The organism is Fluoribacter dumoffii NY 23 (assembly GCF_000236165.1).
Taxonomy (GTDB): domain Bacteria; phylum Pseudomonadota; class Gammaproteobacteria; order Legionellales; family Legionellaceae; genus Legionella; species Legionella dumoffii.
In genome coordinates, this window is the sequence record NZ_CM001373.1 from 1,156,103 (window position 1) to 1,172,015 (window position 15,913).

The following is a 15,913-nucleotide window of genomic DNA, read 5'->3' on the forward strand; positions in this document are numbered from 1 at the left end:
TGGATTTCAAAAATGTCTAAATTATCTACCCTTAATCTTGCAAGCCTTATTATAAACTGTGTGGTTCGTAGCGATTTTTATAATCAAGAAACAGAAAAAGATAATGAGTTAAAATCGATTTTATTAGAAAAAGACGTGGAAAAACTGGCTTACTGGCTGCAGTTGCACTCATTTTTAAAGTATAAGCTTGATAAAATTTTAGCTGAGTTCTCAGAAATTAATATTGAAGATCCTAATCCAACTGTCGCATCTGCAATGAATGACGTAATTTTTGACTTTTTAAAAGAAAAAAAGACAAAACATAATCTACCAAAATTTGCAGCCGAGGATTTTAGCAACACTGACTATGTGGCATTATCCCAAGAAATTTCGAACTTAGATAGTCAACTTAGAAGCACTGATAGCTCTCTAAGAGAGGATTTAGTACGGCCTCTTTTAAATGCAAAAACACGACGAAATAGAGACTTGTCTCGACCTGCAAATATGAAAGCGATTGGTGCGCCTAATTATGCATCGGAGTATGCTCATAAAAAACTAGTCAAAGCTATCGCTGGACTAATGCCGGGTGACCGTCAACAAATCTTGTACTATCACTTTGGTGAGGCTCATGCATTCGGTTTTGATGTAGAAAGAACGCCTGAAGGAAAATTGAAAATATTTAGTTTCGAAAGCGTCACTGATCCAAAACACTTACATGCCCTCCAATTACTTCATGATTCACTTACTCAATTAGATGAAGATTTTGAAATTAGAAGCTGTAATTCATTCTTGCAGAAGGATGGTTTTAACTGTGCAACTTATACCTATGCAGTATTAAGTGAACTCAGTAAATATGACCATGTTTATGACTATTTACCAGAAGTATCGGAAGAAGATAGTGACGTTACAAGTTTGAAAGGACAAAAAATATCGATGCGCAAAGCAGATTCGCCTTTTGCAAATCAAGATAGAACGTTTACATTTGAAGTTACTGGTCAGATTAGATGGGTCAGACTGTGTGATATGCCAACTAAAATAATTTCAATGGGACAATCACATACTGAAATGGAAAAATTACTTAAATTATCTCCTGATTTTGATCTTGATCCTGCAAAATTTGTTGAAATGCTTAAGGAAAAATATCAATTTATTCCAAGTAGCCCGCAAATAACAAAATATATCAATCGTCGACGTGAACATATTGCGAGCCATATAGAAAACTCTACAGAGGAAGTTAAACAAGAGCCCTATCAGAGAGCCTTAGAAAAAATGCCTTTGCTGGCTCAAATAGATAAAGGACAACTTCCTGATTTTAATAAAGAAATAATAGAAAATAAAAGTTTAACTTTAGATGAGAAAATTAAGTATATTAAAAATTTATTTTTAACCATAACAATGCGGCGTGGAATCTGTAGCAGTATTAGATCATATAGTATTAAAGAGTTTTCTGAGCATGAAATTAACGTTCTCATTTTGCTAAGAAATGAATATCTGCGACTTTTAGGAGAACTTGGATTTGAACATCTTAAGAAAGTGATTAGCGACTATGGGGAACCTATATTTCATAATGATCTGGATACTGTTTTTCAACAAAGGCAGGTACCGGCTCAGCCCTTAAGTACCATTTTACGTGAAGTGCTTAATAAAGGTCAAAAAGTAGCTATTTATCGTGATATTTCAGAGTTTTCTCTTCCTAAGGGACTAAAAATTCACAATCCATTTATTAGCAGATACGAAGGTAATCCGAGTGAAATAACAGCAGAAGCAATAGATGAAATATTTAGTCAACTGGAAGAAGAGTTTCGAGATCCTGAAACAGGCATTTCATTTTTTGATGCGAAACAGAAGATACAACTTATTAAGAAATTTTTCGATAAATGTGGCCAAAATGAAATAGCGGATTTAACTAGCCAGCAAATCCATGCGATGTTCTTAATGCGTAATCAATGTATCAGATTATTAACTGAGCTAATTGATGATAAGGAATTTATAAATTATTTAAAATCTATGTCATTCTATTTTAGAAAGCTTGATACAGCGCGCTCAGAATTTGTTGGTAAAATTGGTGAACAATTAGACCCTTCCATTAAAAGTTCTCATGCTGAAATGGAAAAACATTTCTCAAGAAAAGCATTACTCTTTATTGATAACCATATCCATGAAAGCTATTTTGGACAATTCATAACTCTTCCTGATAATCCTTTATTTAGCCTAATTAACACAGAGAATTTTACTAAAGAAAAAATTGTTAAAGCTTTAGAAAAAATTCAAGAGGATTATCGTGATATAGAAGGACAAAGTCGTTTCACTCTTTGGGATTTAGTAAATTTTATAGATGAAGCTTCTAAATGGTCGAAGGATACGAAAACTAGGGAAGAATTAAAAAATGCTTATTTAACAATTTTGAGTAAACATGAAGAGGGTTACAAAAACATTAATTTTCATGGGAGGACTACATTAGATATAATCGATTCCTTAATAGGCCATAATTTATCCATAGAGACTTATGAACAATTAATCCTTGCTCGTTTAAATACTGCGGATAATTTATTGGTAAAGTTAACTATATTAGATGCCGCGTTTCTTCATGTTGCCCCAAACCCAAATCGAAGGAAGATCAAACAAGAAGGTTATACACAGCAGCAGCTTCGGGATATTAATGTTTTAAGGTCCGTTTACATGAAATTAATACAAAACGAACCTTATGACAGGGAAAATACTGACTTTAATTCTAAGCTGAAAAATTTTCTCGACAAGCGCGACTATTATGGAGAACATAATCCTCATAATTTAATAGATCTTACCTATAGTGATGCTGATGGTAACAAGCTAAACTCAATCAGAAGTGAAATTGATAGGTTATCTGATGGAGAATCAAGGCCAATCAAACAAATAGTTATTGAAAATGATTTAATTTCTAAAGACGAGACTAGTTGGATTTCCTTTAGCAATTTACTCTCTCTCATGCATAGATGGCTATCTTATTTTATTGTTAATGTTAATAAGGCAGTAGAGATTGAGAAACAAAATAAAAAGGCCACAGAGAAAGGAAAAGAAAAAGATGATGCTGTAACACCACCAAGTAGTGAAAACAAAGATACAAACCCACATGCTTCTTGCACTCTAGGATTTTTCAGTAATTCATCGTCTAAACAAACGATTTCTCAAGAGCAAAATCTTAGCAGCGTAATAAACAGTTTTTATACCTCATCTGAAGCACTCTATCGGAGTGAACGTTTAAATGTAGAACTTAACCGCAGCGGAGACAGTTGGATCCAGTACAATCGCCTTCACCCTGATGTTGGAGGCTTTGAAGATACTTGGAAATTAAATTTTGCAATATTAAAAGAGGATCTTCCTAAAGCTTTTGAAATTATGGCAACGATTGCGCAAAAAAATGATCTAGCTTGCTTTAAAGTAATGACTCAAAATCAAGCAAAGATAGACGCGAGTGAACTTTCTCAAATGTTCGGTAGAGAAATGGTTGTTTATTGCGGAGCAAATCCTGAATTTAATGGAGCTAAGTGGATTGAAATTATTAATGAAATTGAATTCGCTTTAGATGAAGCAGGAGTTCGCCCCTCTAGAGATTCAGCGCCCAGTTCAAATCGCAGTATTGGGAAGTACACAAGTTATACTCATCATGCATGGACAACAGGAATGGAGACAAAAGAATGTTATGTACCCTTTGATCAGGGGATTAAAGAAACAGGACTTGAGGATGAGGATTTATTTAAAGACTATAACCCTTCAGCGCACATAAAACAATGTAAGAGCAATTAATAGCAGATATAGGTTTAGAGTAGCTTCCGGGCGCGCCATTCTTAATAAAAATCGCAAAAGCTAAAATCACTCCGATCCGGTTGCCAAGGCATCTGATGTCATTGGCCCGGAAGTGTTGCATGAATAAGTTATATAAATTGTTTTTAATGTTCTTTAGATATTAATTCATGCTTACACCTAACTAAGGTTAGTTCATCTTCTATAAAGAACTGTTTTAAAATCTTCTTCATTTGAAAATTGTTGTTTTGAACCTTCAAAAAAACTAATTGTTAAGTGCCCTCCACTACCTAATGTATCATGAGGTAATTTCTGCATAATCGATAATTTATTGCCATCTGGCAAGTTATAAATATTTAATGCTTGACTGGGTCGGTCTCCCCATGAGCTGTATTTATCTTTACTCAGCTTTTTTGCATGCGTGAGGGTGATTTTTTGAGTAAATGACTTTTCTAAATCTATCAAAAAACATTCTCCGGAATAACATAAAGCAATACAGTGACTTGAAGACAGTACTTGTAGCTCTTTTAAGCTGGGATATTCTTTGCCAGGTTGCTGCGATAATAGAATTCTATTTTTCTCCTCGCCTGTTTTTCCATTTAAAATCAGGATATAAGGTGGTGCATATTGGTTTGCTGGCTCAAGCAAGGCAACCAAATCACCGTTGGGTAAAGCATGTAGATGAGTAAGTTTTCCATTCTCTTCGCATTCTTTAATCAAAGGTACCTCTTTGATCTGATGGTCTTCGCAATTAAAAAATACGAGCCCTGAACTTGATAAGGAATTTGTTTTCTCAAGTACAACCGCAAAAACGATACGGTGACCTGGTAATAAAAGAAAAGAAGAAACATAGCCTTCTCTATGTGCCTGATAAGTTGAGGGTAAATTTTTATGAGCAAAAAAACTATCAATAACATCTTTAAATGAGTGCGAAACACCCTTAGCAACTTTTTTTTCATTATTATTGAAAAAACTAAATAAATGAACCAAGAGTTCAACCGGGAGTTCAGGCACTATATCTTGTTGTTCAGTGACCGTATTCTCTTTTTTTTCTAACATGTTACATCTCCATTGTTATCCGAATGCAAACCCATTTAATCTGCTGGCTTTAATTAGTAATGCCTATTAGGGACAAATTAAAGAAGCATGCAGCTACAACTTGGCTGCTGCGACAAAAATAACATATCAGGAGTTTTAAATCCTTATGTTTTCTAGGCTATTCATAGGAGGGGCTGTTTCACATGATGTTCTTTAAATGCATCGACTTGTTCGCGGCTGGTCAATCACTTCACCACTATAACCTTGCCATTTTAATAAAGCCTTAGATTTCAAACCGTAGGGACAAAATGTTTTGGCATTACCATCCGGTAAAGATTTGCTTTTTGAGCTTTGCTACCCATGTGAAGACCCCCATAGGTGAAGATTCTACAATAATAGCCCTGGTATAAACGGCTTTAGTTATTACTGTGTCTCCTAAATAGAAGTTATAATAGAATCCTTCCATAAAAAGAATGATAAACCTGATAGATTTAGTTTTTTCATTTTTAATCAAATAATTTATACGGAATTGGCGTCAGCTATCTGCTTTCAAGGGCATTAAACCTTCCTGCTCCATAAATTTCATGACTGCATTTAACGTAGCTTCTTTATCTTGACAAATGGGAGAGTGTCCTGCATTTTGAATTTGTACAGGGAGTAGATCTGGTTTGATAGTCAATAATTTCGTTATATCTCCCGCAGTGACTAAACTTCCATGAGCAGGATTACCATAAAGCAACAGCGTTGGGTGCTTAATTTTTTTAAATAAAGCATCTGCATCATAAAGTTTAAATACTTCATCGAACTCATGAGTCATTGCAAAAAGCATCTCTGGATCACAGTGCCTGACCTGTTCGGGGATGAATTGATGAATGGGTAATCCCCATTTACTTAATCGAAGTCCCTGCACCAGTAGATTAATCTGATCCTTAAAGCCTAGAGTTAATTGCCGCAGACCGTCTAAATTCAAAGGAGGATCAATAAGAATGAGCCCTTTCACCAGTAGGGATTGAGATGCAGCAAGCATACTCCCTATCATTGCCCCTAATGAATGACCAATTAATATAATGGGCTCTTTTATCACTTCCTGTATAAATGTTTGAATATCCCCTAAATAATCCTCCAAAAAATAGTGCCCTTGAATTTTTTGGGAATTGCCATGCCCACGGAAATCTGGGGCATAGAGATGAAAACAAGTAGATAACTCAGGAGTTATGGATGTGAATGATTGCCAGCGATGCGTAGCGCCATGAAGCAATAACAAAGGCGTTCCTTTATTAGGCCCTTCAGCATAATTAATGTGACACAAATGATTATGATGTAAATGCTCTTTCACTCGAACCTCTTAAATACTTAGTGACAAATCTATGTTTGATCTCTGCATTTGAGTATAGACAATATAAATGGAAAGTTAAAAAATAGACAAAAGAGTCAATCGCCTCTTGAATGATGTGCTGTTACATATCAGATTCTGCAAATATGAAAAATTTTTTAATAGGAAGCGATAATACTTCTTTGAATAATTGTTCTATAATCCCTTCCAATCTTAAAACCAGTAATAGAGAGTAATGTATGTCAGCTACTAAATCATTAACCAATTTTTATGGATCATTTTTTTGGAAATGCGCAAAATTTGCTATCTGCCCCTATCGATTAACCATTAATGCTTTCCTGGACTCTGAAGATCCCGATCCGAATGACCTTGCCTTAGGAATAGGTGCTTGTCTTGTTTTATCAACTATCGTTCCGATTTTACCAACAATTACCTCTTTAACCATTGCAATTGCTTCGATTGCAGCAGTACTTGCCCTTGCTTCTATGTTCGTCACTTATCCCTTGACTATCTTATCTGATGCATGCAGATCCGAGCATTCATATAGACACGAGATTGCATTTTAATAAATTGGTGACTGGGTTTGTAGGTAGCCTCAATTTTAGGACATTTTTAAAGGGATTTTCACTAAATGATGACTCTATTCGTAATAAACAGCTCCAAAAAACCATACAGAAAAATAGAGAATTTATGAAAGCTTGAACACAGGAAATACCAAGTTAGAGACAACTTTATAATCAAGCATGAATAGAGTTATAAATGATAACACACACTACACGTTCACTTGATCTAAACCTAGCTCGAGATTTCAATACAGCCACGTTCTTTTAGCCGGAATTTTAATTCCAGTATCCTTATTAAAAATATTTTCTGTATGGACTAGCCTAATTTCTTCAAAACCACTCGTTAGGCTGAGCCCATCGGGTTGCCATAATCGTGCATAGATTAACTTCGCTTCGCGAAGGGATATTTTATAGAATGAAGCAAGTTCTGATATTGATTTTTCTGAATCATTTTTCAGTTCTCTAATTCTCTGATTGAAATTATGAATAAAACTTTTTATTTTTACCCGCTGATGTGGGTCCTGGAAGTTTGATTTATTAACATTCATGACAACCCCTTGATATTCAAAAATAAAATCGTACATACTCATTATTTTAGGTATGATTGGATCATATGAGAATGGAGGATTAAGTAACGTAATATCTAATAAGCATTCCTTTAGTTTTTCAAAGCGAATGTTCGTAGCACCAGCTAAAACCCAATGAAATTTATCATAATTTTGAGGGTAAATATGCTTTAAATATGATTTTAAAAGCCGTGCATATCCTGTAGGCGTGTCAATACCGGTTATGATTACATCTTTTTTTAAATCTATAGTTCCACATAAATCTAAAATTCCTCCATGGACAGGCATTATTGCCGCAATATCAGTGTATTTGTCTTGAAGTGCCATAGACAAAGTATCGTCATAAGACATGAATACGATGTCTGACCTATGGTCCCTCAAATCATTATGCGCTTCCTCAGCATTTTTAACGTAATTTACATGGATTCCCAGGTTATTTTTAACAGCCTCTAAGATAAAAAACACAATATCTTTGAAAGCGGAGATTTGAAGAATATTATCTTTCATGCTGTTCAATTATTCCCAAGTAATTTTGCATTCTTGACTATGCGGGTACTTGATTCAACCAGTTTTTCTTTCAGTTTGTTTAGACCAGGATAAACTAATTTTCCTTGACGCTTTGCAATTTTGCCATCAACGATAACCGTATCCACATTGTGTCTCTCAGCATAAAAAAGAATTGACTGAAGAGGATTATGCACCGGCCAAAGATTTATATTTTTAGGATCAATAAGTATCAAATCAGCCTTCATGTCTTTAGCTATCTTACCGATTAATTTATCCAAATGGAGAGCCTTTGCACTGTTAATCGTGATCCAATCTAAAGCTTTATCACAAGAAAGACCAATACCGTTCACTCCAGAGCCAGAGTCTAATATGGTCTGATTGTCAAGCGCGCGCTGTGTTTGCAGGGCAAAGCGTAGTTGTGCGAATAAATTTCCAGAAATATTTGATGGAATATCAGTACCCAAAGCCGGTTCTCCACCAGCTTGTAAAAATTTCCCGGTTGCTGGAAAACCATGTCCCATTTGCATTTCAACTTCAGGGGTTATGCTAAGTGATGCGCCATGCTCAGCGATCAATTGATATTCTTCCAATGACAGATTATTACCATGCACAAAGTTAATTCGGCTATCTAACAAGCCCGCCTCATGTATCTTTTTCACCCCAAATTTTGCCAAGCCTACCCCGACATGCATGCTCGCTAAAACATTCAAATCTCGGGCTAATTGAATATCGCTAACAAATACTTCATCCGTTGTGAAATCTGGTCCTCGCAAAGCAAGCCCCATTTGTATTCGCCCCTCAGCTTGAGAGTTGTGTTTCTTTAAAAACTCAACAGCATCATGGGGATGCCCTTCAGAACTGTTAAACCACCACTTCGCAGCATCAATTCCAGGCGTGCCATAACCAAACACAGCACGAATGCCAGAATACTCCAAACCTTGCAGAGCACTCTCTGCATAATCCAGTCCATTAATGTTATTACACCAATCAAGTAGGCAAGTTACTCCAGCATCGAGTTGTTCCAAAGCACCGCACAAGTTGGCAAGATACATATCTTCTGGTGTAAATTCACACCCAAGAGTATCGAGCATTTTTTCAAAATAATCAGATAAGCTCCAATTTCCAGCCACTCCGTGTAATCCTGCTTGCCATACATGAATGTGTGCATTCACCAAGCCTGGCATGATAATCATGTCATGAGCTTCTATAATTTCAGCATCATTTTTCTCGATGCTTGCTCCTATATCTTTAATCTTGTCGTTGACAATTAAAATGTCCACTTTGTGCATGAACCAAGGGCTCGTTCTGTCCAGTAGCAAACCATTACGAATCAAAATAGGTTTTTTTTCCATGTTTTATCCAACTCTTTCAATTTGATGCCCTAGGTCTTATGGTTATGTGCGGCTGCAATGCAGGTGACTTCAACCAACAGTCCGGGATTAGCCAATGCCGCAACTCCAACTGATGTGCTCGTGTAAGAAGAAACGGGCATGCATTCTTTTCGAGTAGTAAAATAAGCTAGACCATTTTTTTCTATATCAACTACATACGATGTCATGGCCAAAATCTGTGATAAATCGGAGTTCGCAGCATGTAAAGCAAACTCTATGTTTTTGAATAATTGTCGGGTTTGAGACTCTATATCCTTACCCACCACTCTTCCATCTCTATCTTCTCCCGCTTGTCCTGTCACAAAGATTAAATCATTGAATTGGACACATTGTGTAAAACCATACTTATCATAAGAAAGAAGTTCAGGTACATGAATCACCTTTTTGTGCATAGTCCTATCTCCTTCAGCCTTTAAGTACATTATTTCTGTTATTATAGACCACCTGGTTGCTAACAGGCTTGACGCTTTGGAAATTACATCCCGACATAAAACTTAAAACTCAGATCGAAAAAAACTCTTATGGCATTCATTAAAAATGAATAATTTTTTATCAAAAAAAAACAATTAGCTTATGTCAAAAAACAAAGAAAATGTTATTAATTAAAACAGTCATAAATAATAAAATGCCACATCTGAATATATGTGTGATAAAGAAAAAGTTATGGAACAAATTGAAAGTGCAATTCAGCAACTTCAAAATAAACCTAGATCCCCCTTTTCAATTTTAATGCTATAGAAAGGAAATTAAAGTTTCGACAACAATTTATTCTAAATTTATCGATATTCTATCGGGAGAAACACTTTTTTATTAAAAGTATATTATACTTAAAATTGTACAATAGAAGCTCATTTTTTTATGAAAAAAAAACACGACGACAATGTAAATTCATCAAATAGCATTCCACCAATGTTTCAATATGTATGGGTGGGTGGTGAAATTAGGCCTGAGTATTTGTCAACCATACTAAAAATATCGGCAGCTGCATTTCGCAGTGGCTTTGAAGAAACCATTATTTGGACCGATAATGATGAATACATCAATGAACCACTAAGACGTTCAGATTTAAAGTCACTTGCGAATAAATATAATTCGAGCAGGAAAAAAAATACTACAGTTGAAAATATGCATCATCAATCAGCTCACCAATCCGATTCAAAATTGCCTCTGTCTGCAGAAACTTTAGATATCCCCATGCACGCGGGAAACTTCCATATTAAAATAAAAAATATCAATGAATTGCTGGACCGGCTTAAAACTGACCCTATTTTCCCTGATAAAGAAACAAATGCCTATATATATAACTTATTAAGAGAGTCTATTGGAAATCGCAATTTGGCTGCCGTTAGTGATTTAATTCGATATTGTAGCTTGTATTACGATGGAGGATACTATCTGGATACTGATTTACAACCTACGGTTGATAGCACTACAAGGCTTGTGCCAGATAAACCACCGTTAGGAATGATTGGTCATATCCGCCAACAAAATTATCCGGAAGACAAGCTCAGGATAGCTTATTTGATGAAAATGCCATTACCCTTGGAAGTGGATGGAAATAATGATGCTTTTGGGGTTGTTCCTCGTCATCCCATTTTACGAGTAGCTATCCAAAAGATGCTTGCCGCCTATGCTAAGCAAGATGTAGAACCAATCATATTAAAAGACATTAGTGCTGAAAAAATTGGAGATAGAATAAAAGACGTTCTAACTCCTTTTGAAAGAAACTTTGTATCTCAGTTAAAAAAGGATAAAGCAACTCAAACCGAATTTATAAAATCGCTTTTGAATCAATGTTTTGAGTTACGATTATTGGATAATGTAAATTTTAATGAAATGGAATTAAAAAATTCTTCTCATCGCACGCCAAGCAGTGTGGCAAAAGATAAACAAAAAACACTACATTCAATTGAACATTTAATTACTGAATATACCAAGCAATTAAAGATTGACAATTTTACTCATGAAGATATTAAACAATTAAGCAAAAAGTTAATTCAATACGTCCAAGAAGAAATTAAAATACATCAAGAAACCTATAACTTAGGATATGAGGGTGCAACAGAAATGGATGCTAAAAGGTATCCATTTGCCGTTAAAGACACCAACAATCGAAATAAAAGAAGACATAATACCTGTGAAGCCAGTATTAATTCTTTTTGTGAAGCTATTGAAGCCTTTTTAGTTCATAAAGAACCTAATGGAGCCTCTCCTTATACTGATGAGGAACTTGCAACATTTTCTCCTGAAAAATTAACTAAATCGCATTTCGCAGCTAATGTTAAAACCATTCAAGCACCAGGCGATTACGAGGTAGCAGTTAAATTAGCTGGTTGCGAAGTGACAATAAAGTGCGATAAAACATGGTTACATAATACTAAAAGCAAGGTTTCCTATGATGAAAATGCTTTACCCGCTAAGAAAAAAACGGGGGATTTTTTCGCAAGCAGTAAAAATGAAGGCAAAAAAACAATTGAACAAAATGATACAGATAGCAGACAAGAAGCCCTCACTATACCCGATAAAAATAAATTGACTATGAGTATCATGAAGATTCCTTTGAATGAAAGAGAAGAAAATATTCTCGCAGTCTACACCGTATTAAAGAATGATGAATTGCTGAGGAATTCCGATAGCTCCGTTCCAGCTATTATCAGGACCATACGAGACATAGTGGTGAATATCGACCCTTCAAAAGAAGAAAATATAAGCAATGCCATTATTGAAATCAAAAGAAAAATAGCTGAAAACAAGGACAATAATTACAATAAAAATGCTGATGACATCATCAAGGCATTTGCCAAACCAAGCTGTTGCGATTTTCAAAAAATCCGTGCGGCCTTAACTGCCAACCCTATAATGGACGAAATAATGAAACCTGTCACAGTAGGAAGACAGCAACTGTAAACATTTTACACTGTATAATCAAGGCAACATGAATCGATCGATACTTCATCAAGCTCAGAAACAATAGTTTTTTGATAAAGTACAGCGTTACAATGGTCGCTTTAAGAATTAAACTCGTAAGAGAAACTTATGGGTTTGTTATTCCTAAACCAGTTTTTCTAATTTCGCCAAACTTAGCCAACTCAATTTAAGGAAAAAAATAACATAATGTACTAAGTTTAACATATAAGATATAGACTGAACGTGTTATCTATGACTGCTCAAGAAAATATAGTTTCAAAAATTAATAAATACCTGAAAGCGCAAAATATTCCGTTGAATTTTAATGAAGATGGAGTATGCAATGGCTTGGCCTCATTATATGCAAAATATGTTCTTGAAGGACGTGCAGCAGAATTTCAAGACTTACTGAAACGAGCATCTAACGTAAACCATTCTAACTATGATGAGCAAATAAATAAATTCATAAACCAAGTATTGCTTACCATGGAACCTGAGTTGTTCAACAAAAACTTAAACCAAAATAACAGTTATCAAGTATTGAACGTTGACCAAAGGCAAGGTGATAAGCTCATTTCAAAGAGTATGAAAGCATGTTTTGATATATCATTGGTTGGTACAAAAAAGACTATGACAGATCTTATCAAAAAGATAAAACTCCAGGAGAAAAATGAAGTAATCCTTGTTTCCACACCAGATCATGCCATGGGGATAAGAAAAGAAAGAGATAAATACTATTTATACGATCCGAGCTCCATAAGAAATGAAATTGAATGTGATAACGAAGCTGCTTTGGTTAGATACTTATCATTTTGGTATGGAGGTAACAAAGGGCTCGCACTAAATATTCGTGTAATAAATAATCCCCACATTACACCGAGAATTGATTTTCCTTCTCTGAACGAATTTTCTGGGGAACTTGACCACTCCATCAAAATAGATGGGAAGCATTATAACAATCTATCTTTTTTTGCAGAAAATAGTAATAGCGAAGAAGGAATGAACCTAATAATCTCGGATGCAAATTGGTCTAACGAAGAATATGTCGATGCGGCAGAAAAGGCTGTTATTTATAACAATCATGAGTCTCTAAAGGCACTTTTACCGGCTTTAGATTTAAAGGATTTGCCAAACCTTGTTTTTCTAGCATTAGTAAATGGCAGACAACAAAGTTATCAAACCTTACGTCAATCACCCTTTTTTTCAGAGGCTTTTAATAATATTTTTAAAAATGAAAAAATGATTAACTCCTTGTTGGCTGCCGCTGCCAATGGGGGAAATCCTGAGTTACTGAATATTTTTTTCAACGAGTTATCCGAATTCAAATCCCAGAATATAATCACCAAGGATGTATATTTTGAGCAGGATGTTAATATACAAATGGATATGATACAACATGCAATTAGAAGTGATAATCCGGATTGTGTACGAATACTATTAAGCAAAATTTCATCAACTATTGAAATACCCCTTCATGCAAAATTAAGTTATTTAACCGATGCCATCAAAAGAAATAATCCCTCTATAGTTAATGTATTATTTAAAGAGCTAAATATAACCGGAGAGCATCTAAGCAGAATTAATATTCCGATAGGTAATTTTGAAAAGACCGACACTTACCTTTTACAAATACTGAAAAATAAAGGTATGGAATTTTCAGAATATCAAGAAAAAATATTTGAACATAAAATCCAACATAAACCTATTGGAATTATACTTGCAATTGGAATAGTACTGCAAAAATTTACTGATTTTGTTTTAGGCAAGGAACTGTCTATTGAAAAAGAGGAAATGCAAATTAATCCAGAAAGCTGGGTAGATACTAATGCCCCCTAGTATTCCTTTTTGTTTTTATAAGAAACTGGGAAGTATTTATGCTTGCATTATTCTAGTTTAAGCAAAATAGTAAAAAATTACGTCTGTAGTTTTATTTAAATCCCGAGTTTTCACCCTGTTTTATTTTATAGTTAATCCATTCCTCGTCGTGTTTAAAAATGTACTCACAAGCACGTTGAATAAAATAATCCTTGTATTGAATGCCAGCCCACTGACAATAATCTTCTACTTCCTTTAAAACTGAAGCATGCATGCGAATTCGAAACTGGATCTTGTCATCTTCTTTTTCCTGAGTAATTAGCATTTTTAATTTTCTCCTAATAGGAAATTTATAAATATATAAAGCGGACATTGTCCGCTTACTGTAGTAGTCACCCTAACCTATGATGTTTAATTACAACTCTAGGCATATCATGCGGATAACATCGGTAGATTCATTGGTGATGCCTAATTTAGCTTTTGTTTTTAATTCTAATTTTAACGCATTATTATTCATCGAGGCAAAAGATAAGGTCATTATAGTGTCCTCAGGCATTATTAAGTTATTTACGATACTGGTATTTGTTTCAGAAACAAAATTCATCATAAAATCGCTTCCCTCCACGTTATGCTCTACTTTACAACTTAATGTTCTTGACCCAGTTTCTTTTCCCTGAAGAGTGATCTGCTCATTAGGCGGCAATTCATAAGAACACTGATCCGCATTTCCAACAAAAGATAGAGTGAACAGGATTAATCCCAAGATATATGTAAGTGGTTGTTTTACTTTCATAAAACCTCCTTGAATTAAAAATTTAACAAAAGAGCTAGCGTCATGATTAAGTAAACATAAGACTTATTAGTTCAATAATCTATTAAGAGCGATTAATTTGTTTCATAAGTTTTTAACTTTTCCATCACCTTCGACAATAAAAACTCTGTGCTGGAAACAAATTCATTAGAGTATATAAAATTGTCAATCAGACACGATTTTTCATTAATGATCATTTTTTGCTTATCACAAGGTAAGAAAAAGATTCACTTCAGGGTGAGAGGTCAGGCTTATAGCAAGCCTGACAGTTATTGGTTGTTAATAGTATATTGAACTTCCCCTATTTTACGGTTTTTTTCTACCGCATAATCACTTTGAGGTGAATTATCATTATGTTCGCAGAAAGCGACTTTATTTTCTAAACTATACTGAATCTTTACGGTTTTGCTGGGTAAAGAAAGAGTATGTAGAGTGAACTCTCCTGTCATTGGTAAATCTTGCTTACTGCGATTGATAGTAAATACTTGCTCTGATTTATGATTTAACTTTTCAAAGACTCCCGGCTGAATTTCAGCTCCGTTTAATTTAATTGTTGTCATCAATAAATCATCGTTAAGATTGTTTTTTAATCTAATTTGAAATCCATCACAAGGCGCCGAAGCTGCTGAGGCAATACCTGTCACCAGAATTGATACAAATATAGATAGTTTCAATTTATTCATATTTGCTTCTCCTTTTCACCAAAATTACATTCTTAAACAATAAAACTCATAAGTCAACATTTCTTTGACATTCTAGATCCAAGTTAATTGAAGGTATTTCGTCAATTTTTTATTGACATTCTGTGCTGATTATGATGAAAATGTGATGAGGCAATATACAAGGAGTCCAGAAAATGAATTTAAAAAATATTGCTATGGGCATTTTAAGTTTTGGTTTGTTACTGAGAAACAGTCTTGCATACCGAGAAAAATTACTTTTAAAATGTAGGTTATCTTCAGTTCAAACAGCAACACTCAACAAAGAAAACCTAAGTAATCAACAAAAAGGCAATGAGCCACTTCCCATAACCAAATCTTCGAAAAAAAAATATAAACAACTTGTACATTTCTAATAAAACTAAAATTTTTGCTGCCATGGATGGCTCATTATTAGGGTTGATGGAGTTATTTTATATGTCAGTAGTTGCTCGTTTCAGGATTCGACCTACTGAATGATTGTTCTTTGAATGCAGTACGCACCGGCTGTTTAACGTAGAAGGA

The 15,913-nt window shown here is 34.6% G+C and carries 13 protein-coding genes; 5 read left to right on the forward strand and 8 right to left on the reverse strand.

What is annotated here, in order from left to right; genetic code table 11:
• Window positions 1-12: 12 nt before the first annotated feature.
• Complete coding sequence (locus tag KYQ_RS05360) at window positions 13-3,762, forward strand: YopJ family acetyltransferase (protein ID WP_019349718.1); 3,750 nt, start codon at window positions 13-15, stop codon at window positions 3,760-3,762.
• Between the two features lie 192 nt (window positions 3,763-3,954).
• Here KYQ_RS05360 and KYQ_RS05365 read toward each other — a convergent pair whose 3' ends face one another.
• Together KYQ_RS05365 and KYQ_RS05370 are read right to left on the reverse strand one after the other, a co-directional pair.
• The gene (locus KYQ_RS05365; protein ID WP_010653591.1) at window positions 3,955-4,818 is read right to left on the reverse strand and encodes a hypothetical protein; all 864 of its coding nucleotides are present in this window, start codon (window positions 4,816-4,818) and stop codon (window positions 3,955-3,957) included.
• Between the two features lie 514 nt (window positions 4,819-5,332).
• Window positions 5,333-6,133, reverse strand: coding sequence for an alpha/beta fold hydrolase (locus KYQ_RS05370; protein ID WP_010653590.1), 801 nt, complete (start codon window positions 6,131-6,133; stop codon window positions 5,333-5,335).
• 236 nt (window positions 6,134-6,369) lie between these two features.
• Here KYQ_RS05370 and KYQ_RS05375 point away from each other — a divergent pair, with 236 nt between their 5' ends.
• Window positions 6,370-6,696, forward strand: coding sequence for a hypothetical protein (locus KYQ_RS05375; protein ID WP_010653589.1), 327 nt, complete (start codon window positions 6,370-6,372; stop codon window positions 6,694-6,696).
• A 242-nt stretch (window positions 6,697-6,938) separates the two neighbouring features.
• Here the strand turns inward: KYQ_RS05375 and KYQ_RS05380 are convergent, their stop codons facing one another.
• The 3 genes from KYQ_RS05380 to KYQ_RS05390 are packed head-to-tail and all read right to left on the reverse strand — an operon-like array spanning window position 6,939 to window position 9,549.
• Window positions 6,939-7,766 (reverse strand): hypothetical protein, encoded by an 828-nt coding sequence (locus KYQ_RS05380; protein ID WP_010653588.1) that lies wholly within the window; start codon window positions 7,764-7,766, stop codon window positions 6,939-6,941.
• Between the two features lie 5 nt (window positions 7,767-7,771).
• Window positions 7,772-9,118 (reverse strand): amidohydrolase family protein, encoded by a 1,347-nt coding sequence (locus KYQ_RS05385; RefSeq protein WP_019349719.1) that lies wholly within the window; start codon window positions 9,116-9,118, stop codon window positions 7,772-7,774.
• A gap of 29 nt (window positions 9,119-9,147) precedes the next feature.
• Window positions 9,148-9,549, reverse strand: coding sequence for a RidA family protein (locus tag KYQ_RS05390; RefSeq protein WP_010653586.1), 402 nt, complete (start codon window positions 9,547-9,549; stop codon window positions 9,148-9,150).
• A gap of 517 nt (window positions 9,550-10,066) precedes the next feature.
• On the opposite strand from KYQ_RS05390, the gene KYQ_RS05395 reads away from it, so the two are divergent.
• Window positions 10,067-12,064: a TcdA/TcdB catalytic glycosyltransferase domain-containing protein gene (locus tag KYQ_RS05395; RefSeq protein WP_010653585.1), complete on the forward strand. Its 1,998-nt coding sequence runs from the start codon at window positions 10,067-10,069 to the stop codon at window positions 12,062-12,064.
• Between the two features lie 252 nt (window positions 12,065-12,316).
• Entirely contained in the window at window positions 12,317-13,900 is a 1,584-nt protein-coding gene (locus tag KYQ_RS05400) for a hypothetical protein (protein WP_010653584.1), read from the forward strand.
• A 91-nt stretch (window positions 13,901-13,991) separates the two neighbouring features.
• On the opposite strand, the gene KYQ_RS05405 is transcribed toward KYQ_RS05400, so the two are convergent.
• The 3 genes from KYQ_RS05405 to KYQ_RS05415 form a co-directional block, all read right to left on the reverse strand.
• Window positions 13,992-14,204: a hypothetical protein gene (locus tag KYQ_RS05405; RefSeq protein WP_010653583.1), complete on the reverse strand. Its 213-nt coding sequence runs from the start codon at window positions 14,202-14,204 to the stop codon at window positions 13,992-13,994.
• A gap of 90 nt (window positions 14,205-14,294) precedes the next feature.
• Window positions 14,295-14,672 carry a hypothetical protein gene (locus tag KYQ_RS05410; RefSeq protein ID WP_010653582.1) on the reverse strand — a complete coding sequence of 126 codons (378 nt, stop codon included), beginning with the start codon at window positions 14,670-14,672 and terminating at the stop codon, window positions 14,295-14,297.
• A gap of 287 nt (window positions 14,673-14,959) precedes the next feature.
• Window positions 14,960-15,373 carry a hypothetical protein gene (locus tag KYQ_RS05415; protein WP_010653581.1) on the reverse strand — a complete coding sequence of 138 codons (414 nt, stop codon included), beginning with the start codon at window positions 15,371-15,373 and terminating at the stop codon, window positions 14,960-14,962.
• Window positions 15,374-15,546: 173 nt separating this feature from the next.
• Here KYQ_RS05415 and KYQ_RS05420 point away from each other — a divergent pair, with 173 nt between their 5' ends.
• Window positions 15,547-15,765, forward strand: coding sequence for a hypothetical protein (locus KYQ_RS05420; RefSeq protein WP_010653580.1), 219 nt, complete (start codon window positions 15,547-15,549; stop codon window positions 15,763-15,765).
• Window positions 15,766-15,913: the final 148 nt, after the last annotated feature.

Coding starts and splice junctions, on each gene's coding strand:
- KYQ_RS05360 (WP_019349718.1), top strand. CDS start 13: ATGTCTAAATTATCTACCCTTAATCTTGCAAGCCTTATTATAAACTGT.
- KYQ_RS05365 (WP_010653591.1), bottom strand. CDS start 4,818: ATGTTAGAAAAAAAAGAGAATACGGTCACTGAACAACAAGATATAGTG.
- KYQ_RS05375 (WP_010653589.1), top strand. CDS start 6,370: ATGTCAGCTACTAAATCATTAACCAATTTTTATGGATCATTTTTTTGG.
- KYQ_RS05380 (WP_010653588.1), bottom strand. CDS start 7,766: ATGAAAGATAATATTCTTCAAATCTCCGCTTTCAAAGATATTGTGTTT.
- KYQ_RS05385 (WP_019349719.1), bottom strand. CDS start 9,118: ATGGAAAAAAAACCTATTTTGATTCGTAATGGTTTGCTACTGGACAGA.
- KYQ_RS05390 (WP_010653586.1), bottom strand. CDS start 9,549: ATGCACAAAAAGGTGATTCATGTACCTGAACTTCTTTCTTATGATAAG.
- KYQ_RS05395 (WP_010653585.1), top strand. CDS start 10,067: ATGTTTCAATATGTATGGGTGGGTGGTGAAATTAGGCCTGAGTATTTG.
- KYQ_RS05400 (WP_010653584.1), top strand. CDS start 12,317: ATGACTGCTCAAGAAAATATAGTTTCAAAAATTAATAAATACCTGAAA.
- KYQ_RS05405 (WP_010653583.1), bottom strand. CDS start 14,204: ATGCTAATTACTCAGGAAAAAGAAGATGACAAGATCCAGTTTCGAATT.
- KYQ_RS05410 (WP_010653582.1), bottom strand. CDS start 14,672: ATGAAAGTAAAACAACCACTTACATATATCTTGGGATTAATCCTGTTC.
- KYQ_RS05415 (WP_010653581.1), bottom strand. CDS start 15,373: ATGAATAAATTGAAACTATCTATATTTGTATCAATTCTGGTGACAGGT.
- KYQ_RS05420 (WP_010653580.1), top strand. CDS start 15,547: ATGAATTTAAAAAATATTGCTATGGGCATTTTAAGTTTTGGTTTGTTA.